A 20559-nucleotide genomic window follows, 5' to 3' on the forward strand; every position below is an offset into this window, starting at 1 on the left:
GTATCGGTGCGATAAATGAAACGCAAACAACGATTAGCGTTATAAAAGTATGCTTCCGATCAAAGCCGAATTTAATCAAATCATACCAATAATCTACGTAGTAAAGCGGGTTTTTCATTGTATTCCTTTAGTAGCTTTTGGTAAATCAGAATATTCTTGTAGCGATTTAAAACCACCTGTAATAAGTACACCTTTTATCAACACTTCCTCTACTCATCTATATCTCCTTTATTAAAATTAAGGCATTGGAATTTTGAGCATCAGAATTTTCCTGCAAGCCTTGCTCTAAATTCTGACGCCGCCCATCTAAAAGCCTCTTTAACTTTTCAAGCCTTGCTTCATTCATCCTTATCCCCGCTAAACCGCCTATTTAGAAGTCTAAATTTAAACCCCAAGCTAAATTTCAGAGCTTTCCTTGAGCGCCTTTATAGACGTTTTTCACGTCGTAAACCAGCGATCCCGCGTAATCAAGCTCAAAAAACTGCTTATGCGCTACGGCGATTACGACGCAGTCAAATTTGCGCAAGTCGGGCTTTTGCAGCAGATCGATGTCGTAGTATCTCTTGGCGTCGGCGGCGCTCGCCCAAGGATCATAGACGCTTACTTCGCAGCCGAAATTTTTAAGCTCGCTTATCATATCCACGACGCGCGTATTGCGGGTGTCGGGGCAGTTTTCTTTAAACGTCAGCCCCAAGATCAAGACCTTCGCGCCCTTTACCTTTTCGTCGTATTTTATCATCATCTTAACGACCTCCGTAGCGACGTAGCTTCCCATATTGTCGTTAATGCGGCGGCTTGAGAGGATGATTTCGGGGTGATAGCCCACCTCGGTCGCCTTCTGCGCCAGATAATACGGATCGATGCCGATACAGTGTCCGCCCACGAGCCCCGGACGGAAGCTTAAGAAATTCCACTTCGTAGCCGCTGCGTCGATGACGTCGTTGGTGTTGATACCGAGCTTGCCGAACAGGATCGCAAGCTCGTTGATAAAGCCGATGTTGATGTCGCGCTGGGTGTTTTCGATCACCTTCGCGGCTTCGGCGACCTTAATGCTGCTAGCGCGAAAGGTGCCGTTTTGCAGGATGCTAAGATAGACGCTATCTACGACGTCCAGAGCCTCTGGGGTGCTTGCCGAGACGATCTTTTTGATCTTCGTGACGGTGTGAACTTTATCGCCCGGATTGATACGCTCGGGCGAATATCCACAGAAAAAATCGCGGTTAAATTTTAGCCCGCTTACGCGCTGCAACACCGGCACGCAGTCCTCCTCCGTAGCGCCCGGATAGACGGTGCTTTCATACACGACGATGTCGCCCTTTTTAAGCACGGCTCCAACGCTTTCGCTGGCCTTGATTAGCGGCGTGAGATCGGGGCGATTTAGCCTATCTACGGGCGTCGGCACGCACACGATATAAAAATTGCTCTGCCTCATATCGTCTAGTTTCGCGCTAAATTTAAGTCCGTTTTGAATCGCCGCAGCAAGCTCCTCGTCGCTAAGCTCCAGCGTGCGGTCGTGCCCGCCGCGCAGCTCCTCTATGCGCTCTTGCGAGACGTCAAAGCCCACAACCTCGTGTTTTGCGGCAAACGCCGCCGCCAAAGGAAGCCCCACGTAGCCAAGTCCGATTATCGCTATTTTCATTTTTCCCTCATTTGCTTTCATATTTTCCTCTTTTCTTTGCGTTAAATTTCATAGTTAAATTTCGCTCTCAAACTCGCTAAATTTCAGGGCTACGCAGATACATTGCGCGTCTTAAATTTAACATTTCAAGCTCGCTCGCCGTTTTACTTGCGCTTATTTGCACGGCGGCAAATTTAAAATTTTGCCTTGATACGGAATTTTATGCCGCACCGAATTTCGCATCACGATAAAATTCAGTTGCTTTAGTGCAGCGAGCGGCGCCATGCAAAATTTCAAGCCGTGATAAAATTTTACTACCGCGCCAAAATCCCGCATCGCGATAAAATTCCATCTTCGTGCCGTTAAAATTTACGCCACGAAATTCTATGCCGCCAAAATTCCGCGCCATAAAATTTAAACGCCGTAAAATTTCAAAAAGCCGCGCCAAATTCCGCGAATTTTCGTCGTCGCAAGTCGCAAAATTTTAAAAAACCTCGCGAAATTTAGCAAATTTAATCTTTAATTTCAACTGCCTCATCCTTGATCTCGACCTTTTGCGTGGCGTTTGCGTCGGCTGCGGGCTTTAGATAGCCCTCCTCTATCAAAATTCCTACCGCCCGCTTAAAGATCGGCAGCGCATTTTGAGCGGCGTAGTAGCTGCCCCTTTTAGGCTCGCGCACCAAAACGCCGATCGTGTAGCTGGTGTCCGCGTCGTTGGCAAAGCCAAAAAACGAGCTATTATAGGCGCTCGAATAGCCGCCCCCCTTAGCGATACGCGCAGTGCCCGTCTTGCCGCCGATTTGCAGCCCCGCTACCCGCCCTTTGCGCCCCGTGCCACTCTCAACCGTTTTGATTAAAATTCCTTTTATTACGTCAGCGGTAGGTTTAGAGATTACCTGGCGGGTTTCGCTTTCGTTAACGGTGTAAGTTTTGCCATTATTTTCGAGATTTTCGACTAGGCGCGGGCTAATCATGACGCCGCCGTTGTTAAAGACGGTATAGGCATTGAGCATCTGAAGGAAAGTCATCTGCGCGCCGTAGCCGTAGCTGATCGTAGCTTTGTAAATTTTATTATTCAGGCTTTTGATACTAGGTATATTTCCGCTTTGCTCATACGGCAGATCGATACCCGTTTTTTGCGACATACCAAAGTTCATAAGCCCATCATAAATAGCCTGCCCCTCCAGCCGCTCTGAAATTTTAATCATTCCTATGTTTGAGCTGTGGATGATGATCTCCTCACCGCTCATCTGCTTAGCCGGGTGCGTGTCGCGGATCGTGCGAGTACCAAGCTTATAGCTGCCGTTATAGGTATTGATGATCTCGCCCGGTTTGACGGCTTTGGCATCATAGGCGATTGCGAAAATTATCGGCTTCATAATCGAGCCCACTTCGTAGGCGTATTCGCTCGCGGTAAAATTTAAATTCTTAAGATCGTTTTTCGTGATGTTTGAGGGGTCATAGCGGGCATTGGTCGCAAGGGATAAAATTTTGCCCGTTTTGGAGTTCATAATGCCCACAACGATTTCTCGCGCATCGTAATTATCAGCGCCCTCATCGCTTAGGCGCTCTATCTTTCTTTGCAGCGTTAGCGGCACGCTTAGACGGACGTTGTAGCCGTCGATCCTGCCCGTTTTTTTGCTGCTGCGCTCTAGGATGATGTTGCCGCCGATATCGCGCGGGCCCACGATAAACTCATCTCTAACCGGCGCTAGATAATACTCATAGTACTTCTCGATCCCCTTAATTCCGCTAACCTTTGTAATGCCATCAACCTCTTTTTTATTGATATAGCCGATTAACGGAGTGAGCGAATCGCCGACATTGTAGCTGCGCTTCTCGCCGCTTTCGGTCACGCTCATGCGGATAGGCGGATTTAACCTGCCGTTTGAGCCCATGAAGCTAACGAATACCTTTTTTAAATTTAGCTTATACGCAAGCTCTTTTAGATGCACGGCGGTTTTGGCGTCGATTTTATACGACAGCACGGTCGTGCCGCCAGAGCCCTCGATCGCGCTTTTGACGCGCTTTTCACTATCGCCCGTGTAGATGCAGTATAACCGTACGAAAAGATCAAGCTTGTTTTTATCGATGCTGCGTGCGTCGACGCTAACTTTATAGAGTTTGACGGAATTTGCCGCGACGTAGTTATCTTTTGCGATTATCGCGCCGCGGATCGCGCTGTTGGTTTCATTGACATCCAGGCGCGGTAGCTTGCGCTCAGTGCTGCCCCAAAAATATAAAATCGCCAAAAATACAAAAAGCGCCGCCGGCACGAATATAAACATCACGATGATCATACCGACTGAGGAGCTTTTATCTCTTTGCCACATCTTATTTCTTTAAAATTCTAAATTCCGCGCATTTTTTACGCTGCTGCATCTCAAGCTTTGACTCAATGCTGCGCTCCGCGCGGAACTTTAAGATCCGCGAAGCGCTCAAAGCCGCTATCTTGCACACTAAGCTCAGCAAATAGAGCGAGGAATTCCGCTCGCGGCATCTCTTTAGCACCCATAAATTTCAGATGCTCGTTCATAATCTGACAATCGATTAGAAAGCCGAAATTTGCAAGCACCTCACAAAGCCTAATCAGCGCTACTTTCGAAGCGTTGCTCTTTAGGCTCAGCATACTCTCGCCGCAAAACACCCGCCCAAAAATTAGCCCGTATAGCCCACCCACAAGCTCGCCATCTTCGTATGTCTCGACGCTGTGAGCGTAGCCGTCTGCTGCCAAACGCGAGTAAGCCTGCACGATCTGCTCGCTGATCCACGTGCCGTCGCTCTCTTTTTTTCGCACGTCTTTGCAGCGCTCGATGAAGCCCTTAAAATTTGCGTCAAATTTCACTTCATATCGCTTAAGATAGGGCTTAATGGACTTTTGCACACGTACTTCGCGTGGATCAAGCACTGCGCGCGGATCGGGCGACCACCATAAAATCGGCTCATCCTCGCTAAACCACGGAAATATCCCTGCGCTATAAGCGCTAAGCAAGCAATCCTCGCTCAGATCGCCGCCACTTGCAAGCGGCGCAAAATCGGGCGCATCCATAGGATCTGGAAAATCGTAAAACCGAGCCATTATTTAACGACGCTGCTTTGAGCTAGTGCGGGTTGCTTTTTTTCTATCTGCGGCAAAGGCGTAGAAGCAAAGCTAAAGCTTAGCTCGCCATCTTTTACGCTCACGCTAACTAAGCCGCCCTCTTGCAGCGCGCCAAAAAGCAGCTCGCCGCTTATATGATCGCTGATCTGAGAGCTGATCTCGCGCTTTAAATTTCGCGCTCCAAACTCGTCCGAATAGCCGCGCGAGATAATCAAATCTTTTGCTTCCTTGTTTAGGCTAATCTTTACGTTTTTTAGCTGCGACTCTAGCTCGCCGATAGTTTTATCCACGATCTTTTCTAAAATTTCACCGCTTAAGCGGTTGAAATTTATGATTTTATCGATACGATTGCGAAATTCTGGCGCAAAAAAGCTTTTTATGGCACTATCTACTTTATAGCTCTCGTCCTTCGTAAATCCAACTTGCGGCGCTTCTTTCGTGCCTAAATTCGACGTCATTATTATGATCGTATTTTTAAAATCGGTCGTAACGCCGTTGTTATCGGTAAGACTTGCGTTATCGAAAATTCCTAAAAAAATATTCGTCATGCTAGGATGAGCTTTTTCTACCTCATCAAATAAAATGACGCTGTAAGGGTGCTTTTTGATGTTATTCGTTAAAATTCCACCGTTTTCAAAGCCCACATATCCGGGAGGTGCTCCGATGAGCCTAGAGACGCTGTGAGCTTCCATATATTCACTCATATCATAGCGCTCAAAATGCACTCCAAGCTGCGCGGCTAAGACCTTAGCTAGCTCACTTTTGCCCACGCCGCTGCTACCTGCGAACAAAAATACGCCGATTGGGGAGCTTGCGCCTCCAAGCCTGGCGTAAGAGCGCAGAAGCGCCTTGCAAAGGCTGCTAACCGCCTCGTCTTGACCGAAAATTTCACGCTTGATATTGGCTTCCAGATTTTTTAGTACCTGTTTATTATCGACGCTACTGCTTAAATTTGCGATATTCGCGCTAATCGAAAGTGTATTTACTAAATCGTCCTTACTGATTTCAAGCGGAGCTTCGTGCGGTTTAAACGCAAAGCTCGCGCCCACCTCGTCGATGAGATCAATGGCGCTGTCGGGAAGGAATTTATCGCTTTGATATTTTTTAGCAAGCGTTACGCTATCACGCAAAATTTCGTCGCTAAATTTTACGCCGTGAAATTCCTCATATTTTTTGGCTACGCCTTTTAAAATTTCAACGCTATCGTCGATGCTAGGCTCGCTTACATCGATCTTACAAAACCTGCGGCTAAGCGCTTTATCCTGCGAAAACGAGCGGTATTCACCGTATGTAGTAGCACCGATGACCGATAGCTCACCACTTGCAAGCGAAGGCTTTAGGATGTTTGACATATCAAGTTCGTTGCGATTGCCCGTACCTGCGCCAACGATCGTGTGAATTTCATCGATAAATAAAATCGCGTTTTGATTAGCGCTAAACTCGTCTATGAGATCCTTTAGCCTCTCCTCAAACTCCCCGCGCAGCGTAGTGCCTGCGATCAGCGCGCCAGCATCAAGGGCGTAAATCACCTTGTTTTTTAGCTTTTCTGGCACTTCGCCGCGGACGATTTTTAGCGCGATACCCTCGATGATCGCGGTTTTACCAACTCCTGCTTCGCCCACTAAGATCGGATTATTTTTCTTGCGGCGACAGAGGGTTTGTAGCGTCTTTTCGATCTCTTTTTCGCGTCCGATGAGTGGATCGATCTTACCTTCAAGCGCAATTTTATTGAGATTCGCTGTATAAAGTGAGCTAGGTGAGTCCTTTTTAATATCGCGCTCGTTTATGGCGTCCTTTTCACCCTCAAACGCAGGCTCAAATTCCGTATTCTGCCACTGTCTGCGGCTTTCGTCATAATTCATCGCATGCGTGATATCATCGATATCGTATGAGTTTAGCTTAATCGCTGCGGCTTCGTCGCGAGAAACGACCTCATCACGGTGATCGAAAGCAGATTTGTACTTTCGCACAATGAGCTCAAAAATCGCGGCATTGATACCGTAGTGATTTAAAATTTTAGTGCAGTCGTTTTCCTTATCATTTAAAATTTTAAGCATAAAATCAAGCTCGTTTTTAGGCTCTTTAGCGTTATTTAATTCAGTATAGAACTGCTTAAATTCTATCGTCTGCGCCGGATCCTTACCGCTTGATTTAGGCATCATATCCAAAAGCCCGCCCAGATTATCCAAGATATTTAGATAGTTAATATCCGGAATTTCTTTGGCGATGAGCCCGCGAAATGGCTTATTGTATTTAAAAATAGCATAAACTACGTGCGAAGTAGTGATGTATTCGTCCTCGCCGTCGTTTGCGACGCTGATTGCTTGTTCAAAATGTTTGTTTAAAAAAAATCCTATCATTGCTTTCCTTTAAATTTAATCCTCTTCGATCTCACATCTAAGAGGGAATCCTGCGGCCTTTGCCGCTTGTAAAACCGCTTGTTGCTTGCACTCGGCTATCTCTTTAGGATACGCGCCGCAAACCGCGCGACCCTGCCTATGAACTTTCATCATTAAATCTACGGCGTCGTTAAAGTTTTTGGCGAAAATTTCCATCAAAATATAAACCACGAAATCCATCGTCGTCACGTCGTCATTTAGCAAAATTACTTTATACGGGCGAGGCACGAAAGATTTTGTTTTGGCGCGAGTGCGAATCTGCACGCCGGTTTTAGTTGCCATTTTTTATCCTGGCGATATCGCTTTTTATCACATCGGTATCGACCATGCCTAAGTAATACGGCTTGCCCCGCTCATCGCCTTCATTAATGTCGGTAAGCCTTTGATATTTTCCGTCTTTAAGTACTACCTTAAAAGGGATCGAAAGCGCGTGGCGATAACCGATGTCGCTTAAAATTTGACCCACTATGCGCTCGTTTTGTTTTGAATTGGAGATGAAATAATACGCATTAAACTTTTTCGTAAAATTTTCGATCACTTGCGCGTCCGTAATGTCCTCAAAATAAATCAAGCCGACCATTAGAAAATCCGCGGAATTTTTTAGCTGAAAGTCCATCAGATGCGGCGCTTCGATGCGGCACGGCTGGCAGTATGTACCAAAAATATCAAACATTAAAATTTTATCGCTGTCCGCGAGCTTAAAGCCCTTTTCTGTCCGCTCGATCGTTACCTCGCCGCCTACGACGCTTTTAAGCGTAAGGCGCTCGCCCGTTTTAAACGGCGTAAAAGCTACCTCCTCGCCACTTTCTCCGCCAATACGCTCGCCATTTTTATCTTGAGCGGAATTTTTCGCCATCTGATTCTCGCTCGCGGCAGGATTCTCGCCCGTAGAGCCCGTCTTTTTCTGCGAATCATCTCCACAGCCGCTTAAAACAAAAATCGCCAAACATAATAGTAAAAATTTCTTCATTGCATTTCCTTCGGGTTTAAATTTAAGCCCGCATTTTAACCAAAGTTTTGTGAATTTAAAATGAATGCTTGTCGTATCGCTTCATCGCGCTTTGCGCTTCGCGGTCGGCTTCCTTGCGCTTTAGCGATTCGCGCTTGTCGTGCAGATTTTTGCCACTAGCCAAAGCGATACGCGCCTTTACGCGGTTTTTATCATTCAGATACAGCGACAAAACTACGATGGTAAGGCCCTCTTTGCTAACCGCGCCCAGAAGCTTATCGATCTGCTTTCGGTGCATCAAAAGCTTTCGCGCCGCCCCTTCGTCTGGACGAAAGTGAGCGTTTGTGCTTTCAAGATAGCTGATATGGGCGTTTAGCAAAAACAGCTCGCCGCGGATCACGCGACAAAAGCTATCTTTGAGATTGCCCCTGCCCGCGCGCAGAGCTTTGACCTCGCTGCCCTTTAGCACGATGCCCGCTTCAAAGCTTTCAAGTATCGTAAAATCGTGAAATGCCTTGCGATTTTTACTCAGTTCTTTCATCTTTTTCCTTCTAAATTTAGTCCTAAGCTTAGCCCGTTTTTGCTTAAATTTAAAAGCGGGCGAGCGAATTTTAAATTTTATCTTTAAATTTAGCTTTTAAATTTTAACCGCGCGCCTTGGAATTCTTATTTTAAGAAAAACACGCTGCTGCCGCTGCCGCTTAGAAACATATCGCGATACCTATCCATCTGCGGATATAGCTTTATGCATGGCGCGAAAAGATCATTTAACGTAAAGCCGCCATATTGCGCCAGCAGCTGCTCGCTGCTTAAACGCAACATCTCTTGCGCCTGCGCGGCGTTTATATTTTGCATAAAGCTTGCGCGAAACTCATTATAAACCGCGCCGGTGGAGCAAAAGATTGCGGGCGTTAAAATTTCGATCGCAGGCAGCCGGTCCTCGAAAGGCTCGATGATCTCGCCGATGCCGCGCACGTTTGCGGCCTCCAGCCCGCTAACAAAAAACGCGACGTCTGCGCCGATATTTTGCGCGATTTTGGTAAGCCGCTCGCGTGAAATTTTTAAGCCTAATTCCTCGTTCGCAAGCCGCAAAAACGCGGCCGCATCGCTACTGCCGCCCCCAAGACCAGCACCGATCGGAATACGTTTTTTAAGCACGATCTTGTGCGAGCCGAAAAACTCCGCAAGCTCGCGCGCAAAGCCCGCCTGCTCAAGCGCCGCCTTGGCTTTTAAAATTATATTGTCCGCGATCTGCGCGGTGTCGCATTCAAGCGCAAAGCCGCTCGCGCGCTCGAAACTTATCTCATCAAAAAGCTCCCTGCGCAGCACGAAGCGCGAGGCGATCTCGTGGTAGCCGCCGCGCGTGCCGACGACTTTTAAAAAAACGTTAATCTTTGCATAAGCTTTCAAAATTTTACTCCTTCTGCGCTTTGGCGCGCTTGCGTTAAATTTAGCCCGCGACAAGTCCATCTAGCGCGATTAAAATTCCGATCCGCGCGCGAGTTAAATTTCAGCCTGCGGCAAGCCCTGTCCAGTGCGATTAAAATTTCAAAACCACGTGCCGTGAAGTGCGCGCCGTGGAATTTGATCCGCAATCGCGGCGCCCGATACGTAAATTTTATAAAGCGCGGAATTTTAAATCCGCAACGCGCGAGTTAAATTTCAACTCGCGGCGCAAATCTATCTCAGAGATTAAAATTCCAAGCCGCAAAATTCTAGCCGCGCTGCGCTAAATCGTAAATTTAACTTGGCGGTACGCCGCCCGCCGTAAAATCAAACCCGTCGGCGCAGACTACGCACCGCCGCGAGCTAGAATTTCATTCGACACAGGCCGCTTGCTGCGCCGCAATAAGCCCCCAACCTGCGCGCTTTGTAAATCGCGAAATTTTAATCTTGCGGCGCGTCGCCATCGCACACCAAAAAGCAAATCAAAACGCCGCTCCGCCGCGTTTAAATTTATCCTCACGGATTTATTTCTTTTCACAAGCGAGCGTCGCTTGCCTAGCCGCATGTTTAAATTTACGCCGCCTGAGGCCGATTTGCGATCTGTGCGCAACAAAAAAGCGTGATCGCTCACTACTCCGCACGATAAAATTTAACCGCGCAGGGCGGCGCGCTATGCGAGCAAATTTAAAACGCGTCGTATTTATGATCGCTTCAAAATTTCAAGCTCAAACCGTCCGATCAAAATTCCGCCGCAAGCTAGAGGCGCTGATTAAAACGCACCGCACGCGATCGGAACGTCGTTCCAAAGATACCTCACCTCGCCCGAGCTTATCTCGATGATTGAGTAAAAATCGCCGCAGATAAGCAGATAGCGGCCGTCCGCGCGGCTCGCTAGATCCTTTGCGGCGAGCTTTTTGCCCAAGATCACGTCACGAGCGTCGCCGTCGTAAAAGTTTGGCGCGAGGTCCAAAAACTCGAGCGGATTTAGTGCTGCCTCATCCGCAAAACGCGGATCTTTCAAATCGAAAGCCCCTTCGCTCTGCCGTCTAAGCGCGCTTAGCGTGCCTGTGGCGCCTAGCTTTTCTGCTAAAATTTGCGCAAAAGAGCGCACGTAGCCGCCTTCGCTGAGTGCGACGCGAAAGCTCACGAAGGGGTGAGCGTAGCTTAAAATTTCGGCATCAAAAACCCGCATCGAGCTCTCTTTCAAGCTCACCTCTTCGCCCGCGCGAGCGAGCTTGTATGCGCGCACGCCGCTAATTTTCTTGGCGCTGAAGGCGGGCGGGATAAATTTTATCTCGCCGCGCATTTGCGTCATCGCAGCGTCTAAAACCTCGCGCGAAAGCGGCGGAATTTGTTCCACGCGCCCTATGTTTTCGTTATCGCCGCTTGGGCTCTGCGCGCCCAGCCACAGCGTCGCAGTGTAGATTTTAGGCTCCTTTTTCAAAAACCTAAAAAAGCGCGCGTATTGCCCGAATGCCACGATCAGCGCGCCGCTTGCAAAGGGATCGAGCGTGCCGCTAAAGCCCGCCTTCTTCACGCCGTATTTGCGCTTAAGAGCGCTTAAAAATTTATTGCTGCCGATACCCGCGGGTTTGTCCGCCAAAAACAATCTATTCATAAGAGCCGATCTTTTCTACGAAATTTGACATTATCACGCGCGAAATTCCGCCGAAATTTATAGTGAGCCGATCGCCGTTTACCGCCGTGATCTGTCCGATACCGAAGAGTTTGTGTTTGATCAGCTCACCCTTGCTAAAGCCGCTGTTTTGCTCTCGCGGCGGCTCTTTGGCTACCAAACCCGCCTCGGCTATAAACCTGCTAACATCGAGCCTCTCACGCTTGCCGCGATAAAAGCGGCTAGCGGCAAAGCTAAGCGTGAGAGTGCGCTTGGCGCGCGTGATCGCTACGTATGCGAGCCTACGCTCCTCCTCGATGTCGCTGCTGTCGCCCAAAAGCGGGAAAAAGCCCTCCTCCAGTCCGATTACGAAAAGGTGCGAAAACTCAAGCCCTTTGCTCGCGTGCACGCTCATTATGTTTATCGCATCGCCAGATACGGCGTCCTGATCGCTAAGAAGGCTCAGCTCGTTTAAAAATTCCGCCAGATCAAAATCGGGCTTATTGCTCGCCTCGTCCTTCAGCATCGCCAAAAACTCGTCGATATTTGCGACGCGGTCGGCGCCATCCGGAAGCGAGGCATAGTAAGCCTTTAGCCCGAAAGCGGGCTCCAGCGCGTCTATTTTTTTGATCGTATCGGCTAGCGCGGAGATAGAGGCAATGCCGCTTTTAAGTTCCGCTAGAGCCTGCGCCGCCTTAGCGCTAAGCCCCGCGTCCGGCTCGCTAAAAGCGTCAAATAGACTGATAAGTCGCAGGCGCGAAAGCTCCTCGAGCTTTGCCAGCGAGACCTTGCCGATGCCGCGCTTGGGCACGTTTATTATCCGCCTCATCGAAAAGTCGTCGTGCTCGTCGTTTACTAAGCGCAGATAGGCGATCGTATCCTTAATCTCGGCGCGCTCGTAAAATTTCACGCCGCCTACCATTTTGTACGGGATTTTGGCGCGATTCAGCCCCTCTTCCAGCGCGCGCGAAAGAGCGTTTACGCGGTAAAGCACGGCGATTTGAGAAGGCGCTACGCCGCTTGAAAGCAGCTTTTTGATGGCTTCTGCGATCTTTGCCGCCTCGATACTCTCCTCTTCAGAGCGCAAAATTTCGATCTTTTCGCCGCCGCCGTTCATGCTAGTAAGGCTCTTGCCGAGGCGGTTTTTGTTATGCGAGATAAGCTCGTTGGCGGCATTTAAAATTTCATCCGTGGAGCGGTAGTTCTGCTCGAGTTTGATAAATTTTACGTTTGAGAACTGATCTTTAAAATTTAGAATATTTTCTATCCGCGCGCCGCGCCAGCCGTAGATACTCTGATCGTCATCGCCCACTACTACGAGGTTTTCGTGCGCGGTGCAGAGCTTTTGTAGCAGTTTGAATTGAATGTCGTTGGTGTCCTGATACTCATCGACCGTGATGTAGGCGTAACGGCGCGAAATTTCATCGCATAGCCGCTCATTCGCGCTTAAAATTTTATACGGCAAGATCAGCAGATCATCGAAATCCACCAGATTATTCGCCGCCAAATACGCCTCGTAGCGCTTGTATGCTCTAGCGCAGTGCGCGTAAAATCCGCTATACATCCTGCTTAGCTCATCGTCCTCGCCCTTTAGAAGCTCGTCGATATCTTTGGGATCGATCAAGGAATTTTTATAGGTTGAAATTTTGGCCGACAATAGCGATGTAGGCAAATTTATCTCAAAGCCCTTGATGATCTTTTTCTTATCGTCGGTATCGATTACTTGAAAGTTTGCACTGCGCCCAAGCTCGCTAATATGAAATTTTAAAAACAAAAGTCCGAATTTATGGAAGGTGCACAAAAGCGGCACGCTGCTTAAATTTAGCCCGCTTATCAGATTAAGCGCTCGCGAGCGCATCTCGGCGGCGGCTTTGTTCGTAAACGTAAGCGTGAGAGTATTTTCCGCAGGCACGCCGTTTGAGAGCAAGTAGGCAAGGCGCGCGGTGATCGTTTTGGTTTTGCCGCTGCCTGCACCCGCTAAGATTAACATCGCTCCGTCCACGTGGCTCGCAGCCTCGCGCTGAGCGGGATTAAGACCTTCTAAAATATCGCTCATTTTGAAAAAATTTTACGCGATTTTTCGCGCTTAAGCCACTCGGACTCGGGCTGGGAGAAATTTACTGCGATGGGCTTGCCGTCCACGACGATCTGCAAGACCGCGTAAAACGGCACGCTAAGCGTGCTTGCAAAATCTTGCGGCCCGAAACCCGCCTCGAAAACCAGCTCATCCTTGCTAAGATGCGCGCTAGAAAGCGTGTATTCCTCCAGCTGCAAAAAGATCGCGGGCATTTTGAAGCTTTTTAAAATTTCCTCCGGCAGCGGCGGGTCAAATTTTATCTGATCCGTCCTCGCAACGATGCCAAATCCATATCCAAGAGCCAAAACGTAATCCAAAACCGCGCCTATATTTGCACTACTCGCAGCGATAAATTTATCGTCTTTTAAAATTTTATCTATCATCCTAACCCCTCACAAACTCATCTACAAGCGCTGCGACCTGCTCTATGCCGATGCGCCAAAACTCGCTTTTATTGATATCAAACCCAAATTTCGCCACTAGCTTTTGCGGCTCGTCACTACCGCCCGAGCTTAAAAACTCGGTGTAAATTTGAACGAAATTTTCGAGCCTGCCGCTCTTATACAGCCCGTAAAGCGCGAGTACCAAAAGCTGCGCGTAGGCGTAGGAGTAGCAGTAAAACGGCGTGTGAACGAAGTGCGGGATGTAGCTCCACCAGCTTTTGTAATGATCCTGCAAGATTAGCTCGCCCGCAAACATCTTGCGCGACTCCTCCATCCAAAGCTCATTAATACGGTCTACGCTTAGCTCATCCGCGCTTGCATGCACGCGCCGCTCAAAGGTCGTAAATCCGATCTGGCGGTAAAGCGTAGCGAAGATATCCTCGATCTTTGCCGCAAGCATCGCTCTTAGCGCGATCTTATCGCTTGCGGTCTGCGATGGCGTATCGGTATCGCGCTCTGCGTATTCGCACGAACCCGCAGAGCTTTGCGAAGCGGCGCGTTTTACGGCGCGCTCGCTTGGAATTTCACCGCCCCGAGCCTCCTGCGAAGCATCGCGTTTAAAATTTTGCGAGCCGTCCGAGGCGGCGCTTTTTAAATTTTGAGAGTCGTTTAAATTTGAAAAATTTTCGCGCATATAATCAAACACTAGCATCTCGCAAAATACCGACGCGGTCTCCGCCGTCGTCAGCGGCGTAAAGGAGTTGAAATAGCCCACGCCGTAGCTTAGATACTGATGTATCGCGTGCCCCAGCTCGTGCGCGAGGGTAAATACGTCGCGGCGCTTGCACGTGAAATTTAAAAGCACGAAAGGGTGCGTATCGCGCGAGCCCGAATGCGAAAACGCGCCGCTTTGCTTATTTTGCGCGGGCATCGCGTCGATCCAGTTTCGCTCAAACGCGATCAGCGCGATCTGCTTAAATTTCGGACTAAATTTTTCAAACGCCGCAAGCACGATCTGCTTAGCCTGCTCGAAGCTAAACTCGCTCTCATCGCCGCCGAGCGGCGCGTATCTATCGTAATCATACAGCGCGTCGTAGCCTAAAATTTCGCGCTTTTTGGCGTAAAATTTGCCGACCAGAGCGAAGCTTCGCTCCGCTTCTGCGATCAGTGCATCGACGCTTGCGATGTTTATCTGATTTTCCTCGTGCATCACCGCCTCGGCTTTATCGTAGCCGCGCAGCTCGCAGCGAATTTTAAGATCGGTTTTGATCATATTGTAGATGTAGCCGAGCAGGTGGGAGTTTTGCTCTAGCACCGCACTTAGCGAAGCTGCGGCGTCTTTTCGTACCTCGCGATCAGAGCTATGAAGCAGGCTTAAAATTTCCTCCTCGCCAAGCTTACGCCCGCGAAAATCAAAGCTCATCCGCGCCATACTCTCGTCAAAAAGCCGCGAAAACGCCTCGCCGCTTACGGGCGAAGTTTTTAAAAGCACGCTTTCTTGCGGAAGGCTTAGCTGGTGGGCCTTGCGCTGCTTAAGCAAGCTCAAATAATATCTGAATCTCCCGCTTCCTGCGATAAACTCGTCCTGTTTTGCGGCGTCAAGCTCGTTAAACTCGAGCTCGAAAAAGAGCAGGCTCTGCGAAATGTCGTTGCAAGCCTGCTCCGTCTTAGCCTGCTGCGCCCCAAGGCTCGTATCTCGCGCAAAGCTAAGATGCGCAAAGCTCATTATCTTGCCGATCTGCTCGCTGATGCTCTCATAAAGCTCAAGCGCGTCTAAAAACTCCTCCGCGCTAAGAGCGCGCAGCTTATCTTTAAATTTAGCTTCAAAATCCCTAGCCTGCGCGGAGGCGCTATCTATCGCGCCGCTAAATTCCGCTTCGTTTGCAAACAGCTCGCCTAAATTCCAATTCATCGATTTCCTTTTAAAATTTTTGGATAATTTTATCAAAAAAGCATAAGTAAAATGTTAAAAACCGCGAGATCCGCCGCCTCAGCGGAATTCGCGGTAAAATTTTAAGGTGAGTTATTTTTGCATACTTTGCGACGCGATCGCCGTAAAAATCACGTCCGTGGAGCTATTGATCGCGGTTTCTACCGAGTCTTGAATCACGCCGATGATAAAGCCGATCGCGACGACCTGCATTGCGATGTCGTTTGAGATATTAAAGAGCGAGCACGCAAGCGGTATCAGCATCAATGAGCCGCCTGGCACGCCGCTAGCGCCGCACGCACCGACTGCCGAGACCACGCAAAGCAGTAGCGCCGTCCAAAAATCGGGGCGCACGCCAAGCGTATGAGCCGCAGCAAGCGCCAAGATCGCGATTACCACCGCAGCGCCCGCCATATTTATCGTAGCTCCCAAAGGGATCGAGATCGAGCTTAGCTCGTCGCTGATGCCGAGCTTTTTGCATAAATTTAAATTTACCGGGATATTCGCCGCCGAGCTGCGGGTAAAAAACGCTGTGAGGCCGCTTTCGCGCAGGCAGGTAAATACGAGCGGATATGGATTTTTCTTAATCACCGCAAAGACGATGAGCGGATTTACCACGAGGGCTACGAACGCCATCGCACCTACTAGCACGACTACGATTCGCGCATATCCAAGCAGCGCATCGACGCCGGTTTGATACACGGTAGAAGCTACTAAGCCGAAAATTCCAAACGGCGCGAGCTGGATTACGAATTGCACGATTTTGGTTACCGCTTCGCTCAGATCGGTAAAAATTTTCTTTGTTTCATTAGTACAAAATTTAAGCGCGACGCCAAGACCTATCGCCCAGGTTAAAATTCCTACGTAGTTTCCGTGCGCGATAGCGTTTAGCGGATTATCTACGACCTTAAAAAGCAGATCTTTTAGCACGATCCAAACGCTCGCAGGGACCGCATTTTCCGCCGCACCGACATTACTTAGAGCAAGCTGCGTCGGAAATAAAAAGCTGGCTGCAACCCCCACGCACGAGGCTAAAAAGGTGCCTACGATATATAGAACAACCACACGTTTTAAGCCGCTTGCACTGCCGTATTGTTTATTTACGATCGAGCTTAAAATCAAGATAAAAACTAAAATCGGAGCTACCGCTTTAAGGGCGCCTACGAATAAATTTCCTAAAATTTCCGCAAAAGCTACTACGTTTATTAAAAACGAAGTGTGCTCTGCCGCAATATCGCCCGCCGCTGAACGTGCGGCAAAGCCCAAAATGGCGCCTATTATCAAGCCTGTAACTATGCGCAGAACTAGATTTTTATCTTTGTAGCTAGCTACTAATTTTTGAATCGAACTCATTTTTTACCTTTCAATCAAAACGTCGTTTGAAATATATCGAAATTTTATTTAAGCGCATTTAAATTTGAGCGGAATTTCGTAATTTTTAGTTAATCTTAAAACCTCGTTAGATAAAATGACGCGAAATTTTAATTAGGAGCAGATATGTATCTATTTACCAGCGAGGTTGTAAGCCCCGGTCATCCGGATAAGTGCGCCGATATTATCGCAGACAGCATCGTGGATGAAATTTTAAAACAAGATCCCAACGGGCGCGTCGCGGCGGAGGTTTTCATCGCGGGCAAACACGTAGTAATCGGCGGCGAAGTAAACGCCAAGATCGATTTTACCCACGACGATTACCGCCACATCGTAAAGGGCGCGCTTAGCGAGATCGGTTACAACGACAACCCTCATTTTACGCGCGCGCAGTGCCTGCACCCGCAAGATCTGCAAGTGGACGTATTTTTAAACCAGCAAAGCCCCGACATCAACCAAGGCGTCGATCAAGAGGGCGGCGAGATCGGAGCGGGAGATCAGGGCATAATGTTCGGCTTTGCAAGCTGCGAAACGAAAAATTTTATGCCGGCGGCGATCACCTACGCGAGGCTTCTTTGCGATCACGTTTATGCCTACGCAAAGTCTCATCCTAACGAGCTTGGCGTCGATATTAAGACGCAGGTTACGGTCGATTACGGCACGAAGAGCAATTTTGAGGAGTGCAAACCACAAAGCATCCATACGATCGTGGTTTCCGCGCCATGCGTCGAAAGTATGAGTATCGAGCGCGTCCGAGATCTGATCGGAAATTTGATCGATTCGGCGGGGCTTCCGAAGGAGCTTTACGACAAAAGCAAAACGATCATCTACATCAATCCGACCGGCCGCTACGTAAATCACAGCTCACTTCACGACAGCGGCCTAACGGGACGCAAACTGATCGTAGATAGCTTCGGCGGCTACAGTCCGATCGGCGGCGGCGCTCAAAGCAGCAAGGACTACACTAAGGTCGATCGCAGCGGGCTTTATGCGGCGCGCTATATCGCCAAAAATATCGTCGCGGCAGGGCTTGCGAAAAAATGCATCGTCCAGCTCAGTTACGCAATCGGCGTCGCAAAGCCCGTCAGCGTCAGCGTCGATTGTATGGGGACAAATTTAGGCGCGGCTGGCGACGATGGGCTATCTGCTTTCGTGCTTGAAAAATTCCCGCTCACGCCGCGCTGGATCATCGATAAATTCGGTCTTGATCGCCCCGGCAAAGGAAGCTTTCTCTACGCCGACGTCGCCGCACGCGGACAGGTCGGAAACGACGAGTACCCGTGGGAGCAGCTCGATAGCGTCGAGCTTTTTAAGGTTTTGAAATAAAATTTTACGCTTTGCAGTAGCGCCTTTTTAGCTTACGACATTCGCTAGGCTTGCAGCAGCGAGCCTAGCTCAATATTCTACGCGGCTTTTGCATGCCGCATAGTTTTATCGCATCCCAAAAAATAGCGTTGCGGCAAAATTCTGTATCAAAATTCTAAGCAGTGGAATTTAAGAGTTTTCGCAGGTAGAATCGAATTTTAAAATTTTAAGCCTAACTCGCGCAAAATTTTAAAATTGGCGCGGTGAAATTCCAAGGCTGAGCCCGTCTAGTTTAGTGATAAATTCTAACTAGAGCAGGCTTTAAAAAAATTTACATGCAAGCTTTTAAATTTGCAATCGCTTAAAATGAAATTTGACCTATAAAATTTTTTCTAACGCGCTTTGTACTTAATATCCGAAAGACAAAATTTTAAATTCTCCTTACTTGTGATATTTAAGCGTGTAGATTTTAAAATTTTGCATTCTATTTGAAGTTCACTGCTTTATACAGCAAGAAAACCCAAAGCAAATTTCATTTAAAAGCGGTATCGGCAAGACAGAAACATTAAAATTTTAAAATGTGGAATTTATGAACGCTGCTAATTTAAAATCTCAGATTGGCACGCTTCGCCAAAGCTCTGCTACCAACGATGCGAATGAATTAAAAAGTAAGATTAATTCGCCTCGCTCAATGTCGCCCGCGAACGAGCACGGCGGAATATCAAGCTTAAATAACGCAAAAGATAAAAGAATAAAGCAAAAATAGAAGGGGCTTGGAGCTTGATAAAATTCTAGCCTTGTGCGGCGGCGACCGAGTGGCTTTTAAACTAGGCTTTAAACGCAGTGATACAAATTACACGCCTTAACTTAAATGCTAAGAGGCGATAAAATTTCATCGCCGCTTTCATAAATTAAAATTTTAAAGATACACCCGAGCTACGCAGCTGCAATAAGCAAATCACCTGCATTTTAATCGCCCGCGCCTCGCCTAAATTGCCTAAATTGCCGATCAAATTTAAGCCGCATACACCTTTATCTGGCGCTTAGTTTAGCCGCGCGGCATAAAAACGCAGCTAAAAAGCGAAGCACTATTTCGTCTGATTATCCTCGTTTTTTGGGGCGGCAGTGCTTGCATTTATCTCGCTGGCTGCGCTATTTACGGGCTCAGGAACAGAGATTTTTTTCACCGAAGCGGTGAAATTCTGCTCGGCTTCAACGTCGCCCGTTTTTTCGATATATGTAAAATCGCCCATCTTCGTCCACGTTCTAGCTTTAGCTAAAAACGCCTTTTGGCTCTCCCAAATCTCTTTGAAATCGGGATTTTTCTCGCTTTCTTCGGCTAAAATTTCATCCGTCGCCTTGCGAAGCGCACGCATAATTTCAGGCGAAAAAGAGCGAATCTGAACGTTCGGATATTTCTTTTTGATCTCGTCCCAAATTATTACGTTTTTATAAAACGTCTCGTTTTCTGCGTATTCGCGCGCCTTTGCGATAGAGGCTTCCAGGATATTTTGCAAATCCTTAGGAAGCTTCTGCCAAGTTTGTAGATTTATCACTATCTGCTGCTCGCTAGCGGGTTCTTGCCATCCCGTATAATAGTAATTTGCGACCTTGTGAAAGCCTAGAGGTATATCAAAGCTAGGACTTGCCCACTCGACCGCATCGATGGTGCCCATCTCTAGTGCCATATATAGCTCACCTACCGGTATCGTAGCGACTGCGACGCCAAGGCGGCTCATAACCTCCCCGCCAAAGCTTGGAATTCTAAATTTAAGCCCTTTTAGATCGTCTAGCGTATTAATCTCTTTTTTAAACCAGCCACCCATCTGCATGCCGCTATTTAGGATATTAAAGACCTTTAGATTGCTTTTAGCATAGAATTTATCCGCTAGCTCCTTGCCTCCGCCGAAGTAATACCAAGCGTGCTGTTCGTCTTTCGTCATACCAAAAGGCACGGTCGTAAACAGCATATTCGCGCTATTTTTGCCTTTATAATAGTAGCTCGCAGTATAGCCTAAATCGTATTGTCCGTTTTTGACCATATCATAGATCGCAAAAGGTGCTTTATGTTTGCTAGGCGCGTCGATGCTGATTTTCAGCCTGCCATCAGACATACTATCTGCAAGATCTGCCATACGCTTGGCGACATCGCCTACGATAGGCATACTAAGCTCGTAAGTCTGAGCTAGCTTAAGGCGATAAACTTTCTTATCTGCGCCCCACAGCGACGTGGCTATAATCAAACTTAATCCGACAAGAATCGATTTTTTCATATACTACTCCCAAAATGAAATGGTGCGAATTTTATATAAAATCATCTAAATTCACGCTTTTATAACTAGCTTTTAAGCGAAATTTTCGCACAA

17 protein-coding genes are annotated in these 20559 nt (G+C 48.0%); 1 reads left to right on the top strand and 16 read right to left on the bottom strand.

What is annotated here, in order from left to right; translation table 11 throughout:
• Positions 1-217 precede the first annotated feature (217 nt).
• From Q0140_RS10260 to sstT, 15 genes are all read right to left on the bottom strand, one after another.
• Positions 218-346 carry a hypothetical protein gene (locus Q0140_RS10260; RefSeq protein WP_291936652.1) on the bottom strand — a complete coding sequence of 43 codons (129 nt, stop codon included), beginning with the start codon at positions 344-346 and terminating at the stop codon, positions 218-220.
• Between the two features lie 57 nt (positions 347-403).
• A complete protein-coding gene (locus Q0140_RS10265) occupies positions 404-1639 on the bottom strand; it encodes a nucleotide sugar dehydrogenase (RefSeq protein WP_297964294.1) in 1236 nt (411 codons plus the stop codon).
• Positions 1640-1838: 199 nt separating this feature from the next.
• Positions 1839-2027 carry a hypothetical protein gene (locus tag Q0140_RS10270; protein WP_297964296.1) on the bottom strand — a complete coding sequence of 63 codons (189 nt, stop codon included), beginning with the start codon at positions 2025-2027 and terminating at the stop codon, positions 1839-1841.
• A gap of 103 nt (positions 2028-2130) precedes the next feature.
• Complete coding sequence (locus Q0140_RS10275) at positions 2131-3951, bottom strand: penicillin-binding protein 2 (protein WP_297895846.1); 1821 nt, start codon at positions 3949-3951, stop codon at positions 2131-2133.
• Between the two features lie 62 nt (positions 3952-4013).
• Entirely contained in the window at positions 4014-4697 is a 684-nt protein-coding gene (aat, locus tag Q0140_RS10280; RefSeq protein ID WP_297964298.1) for a leucyl/phenylalanyl-tRNA--protein transferase, read from the bottom strand.
• Positions 4697-7078, bottom strand: a complete 2382-nt coding sequence (locus tag Q0140_RS10285) for an AAA family ATPase (protein ID WP_297964300.1) — start codon at positions 7076-7078, stop codon at positions 4697-4699. The genes aat and Q0140_RS10285 overlap by 1 nt, the downstream gene beginning before the upstream one ends.
• A gap of 15 nt (positions 7079-7093) precedes the next feature.
• Positions 7094-7399: an ATP-dependent Clp protease adaptor ClpS gene (locus Q0140_RS10290; RefSeq protein ID WP_297964302.1), complete on the bottom strand. Its 306-nt coding sequence runs from the start codon at positions 7397-7399 to the stop codon at positions 7094-7096.
• Entirely contained in the window at positions 7389-8087 is a 699-nt protein-coding gene (locus tag Q0140_RS10295; protein WP_297964304.1) for a TlpA family protein disulfide reductase, read from the bottom strand. Before Q0140_RS10295 ends, Q0140_RS10290 begins: the two co-directional genes overlap by 11 nt.
• A 55-nt stretch (positions 8088-8142) precedes the next feature.
• On the bottom strand, positions 8143-8607 hold the full coding sequence (smpB, locus tag Q0140_RS10300; protein ID WP_177386608.1) for an SsrA-binding protein SmpB: 465 nt from the start codon (positions 8605-8607) through the stop codon (positions 8143-8145).
• A 125-nt stretch (positions 8608-8732) separates the two neighbouring features.
• The gene (locus Q0140_RS10305) at positions 8733-9476 is read right to left on the bottom strand and encodes a 4-(cytidine 5'-diphospho)-2-C-methyl-D-erythritol kinase (RefSeq protein WP_297964306.1); all 744 of its coding nucleotides are present in this window, start codon (positions 9474-9476) and stop codon (positions 8733-8735) included.
• Positions 9477-10281: 805 nt separating this feature from the next.
• A complete protein-coding gene (truB, locus tag Q0140_RS10310) occupies positions 10282-11130 on the bottom strand; it encodes a tRNA pseudouridine(55) synthase TruB (protein WP_297964308.1) in 849 nt (282 codons plus the stop codon).
• Positions 11123-13183 (bottom strand): UvrD-helicase domain-containing protein, encoded by a 2061-nt coding sequence (locus Q0140_RS10315; RefSeq protein WP_297964311.1) that lies wholly within the window; start codon positions 13181-13183, stop codon positions 11123-11125. The genes truB and Q0140_RS10315 overlap by 8 nt, the downstream gene beginning before the upstream one ends.
• The gene (locus Q0140_RS10320; RefSeq protein ID WP_005871775.1) at positions 13180-13587 is read right to left on the bottom strand and encodes a hypothetical protein; all 408 of its coding nucleotides are present in this window, start codon (positions 13585-13587) and stop codon (positions 13180-13182) included. Before Q0140_RS10320 ends, Q0140_RS10315 begins: the two co-directional genes overlap by 4 nt.
• 1 nt (position 13588) lies before the next feature.
• Positions 13589-15499, bottom strand: coding sequence for a M3 family oligoendopeptidase (locus tag Q0140_RS10325; RefSeq protein WP_297964313.1), 1911 nt, complete (start codon positions 15497-15499; stop codon positions 13589-13591).
• A gap of 111 nt (positions 15500-15610) precedes the next feature.
• On the bottom strand, positions 15611-16870 hold the full coding sequence (sstT, locus tag Q0140_RS10330; protein WP_297964315.1) for a serine/threonine transporter SstT: 1260 nt from the start codon (positions 16868-16870) through the stop codon (positions 15611-15613).
• A 144-nt stretch (positions 16871-17014) separates the two neighbouring features.
• Here sstT and metK point away from each other — a divergent pair, with 144 nt between their 5' ends.
• Positions 17015-18214, top strand: coding sequence for a methionine adenosyltransferase (gene metK, locus Q0140_RS10335; RefSeq protein ID WP_297964316.1), 1200 nt, complete (start codon positions 17015-17017; stop codon positions 18212-18214).
• 1067 nt (positions 18215-19281) lie between these two features.
• Here metK and dctP read toward each other — a convergent pair.
• Positions 19282-20466, bottom strand: coding sequence for a TRAP transporter substrate-binding protein DctP (gene dctP, locus Q0140_RS10340; RefSeq protein WP_005871786.1), 1185 nt, complete (start codon positions 20464-20466; stop codon positions 19282-19284).
• Positions 20467-20559: the final 93 nt, after the last annotated feature.

The sequence above is a fragment of the uncultured Campylobacter sp. genome (assembly GCF_938045405.1).
Taxonomy (GTDB): domain Bacteria; phylum Campylobacterota; class Campylobacteria; order Campylobacterales; family Campylobacteraceae; genus Campylobacter_B.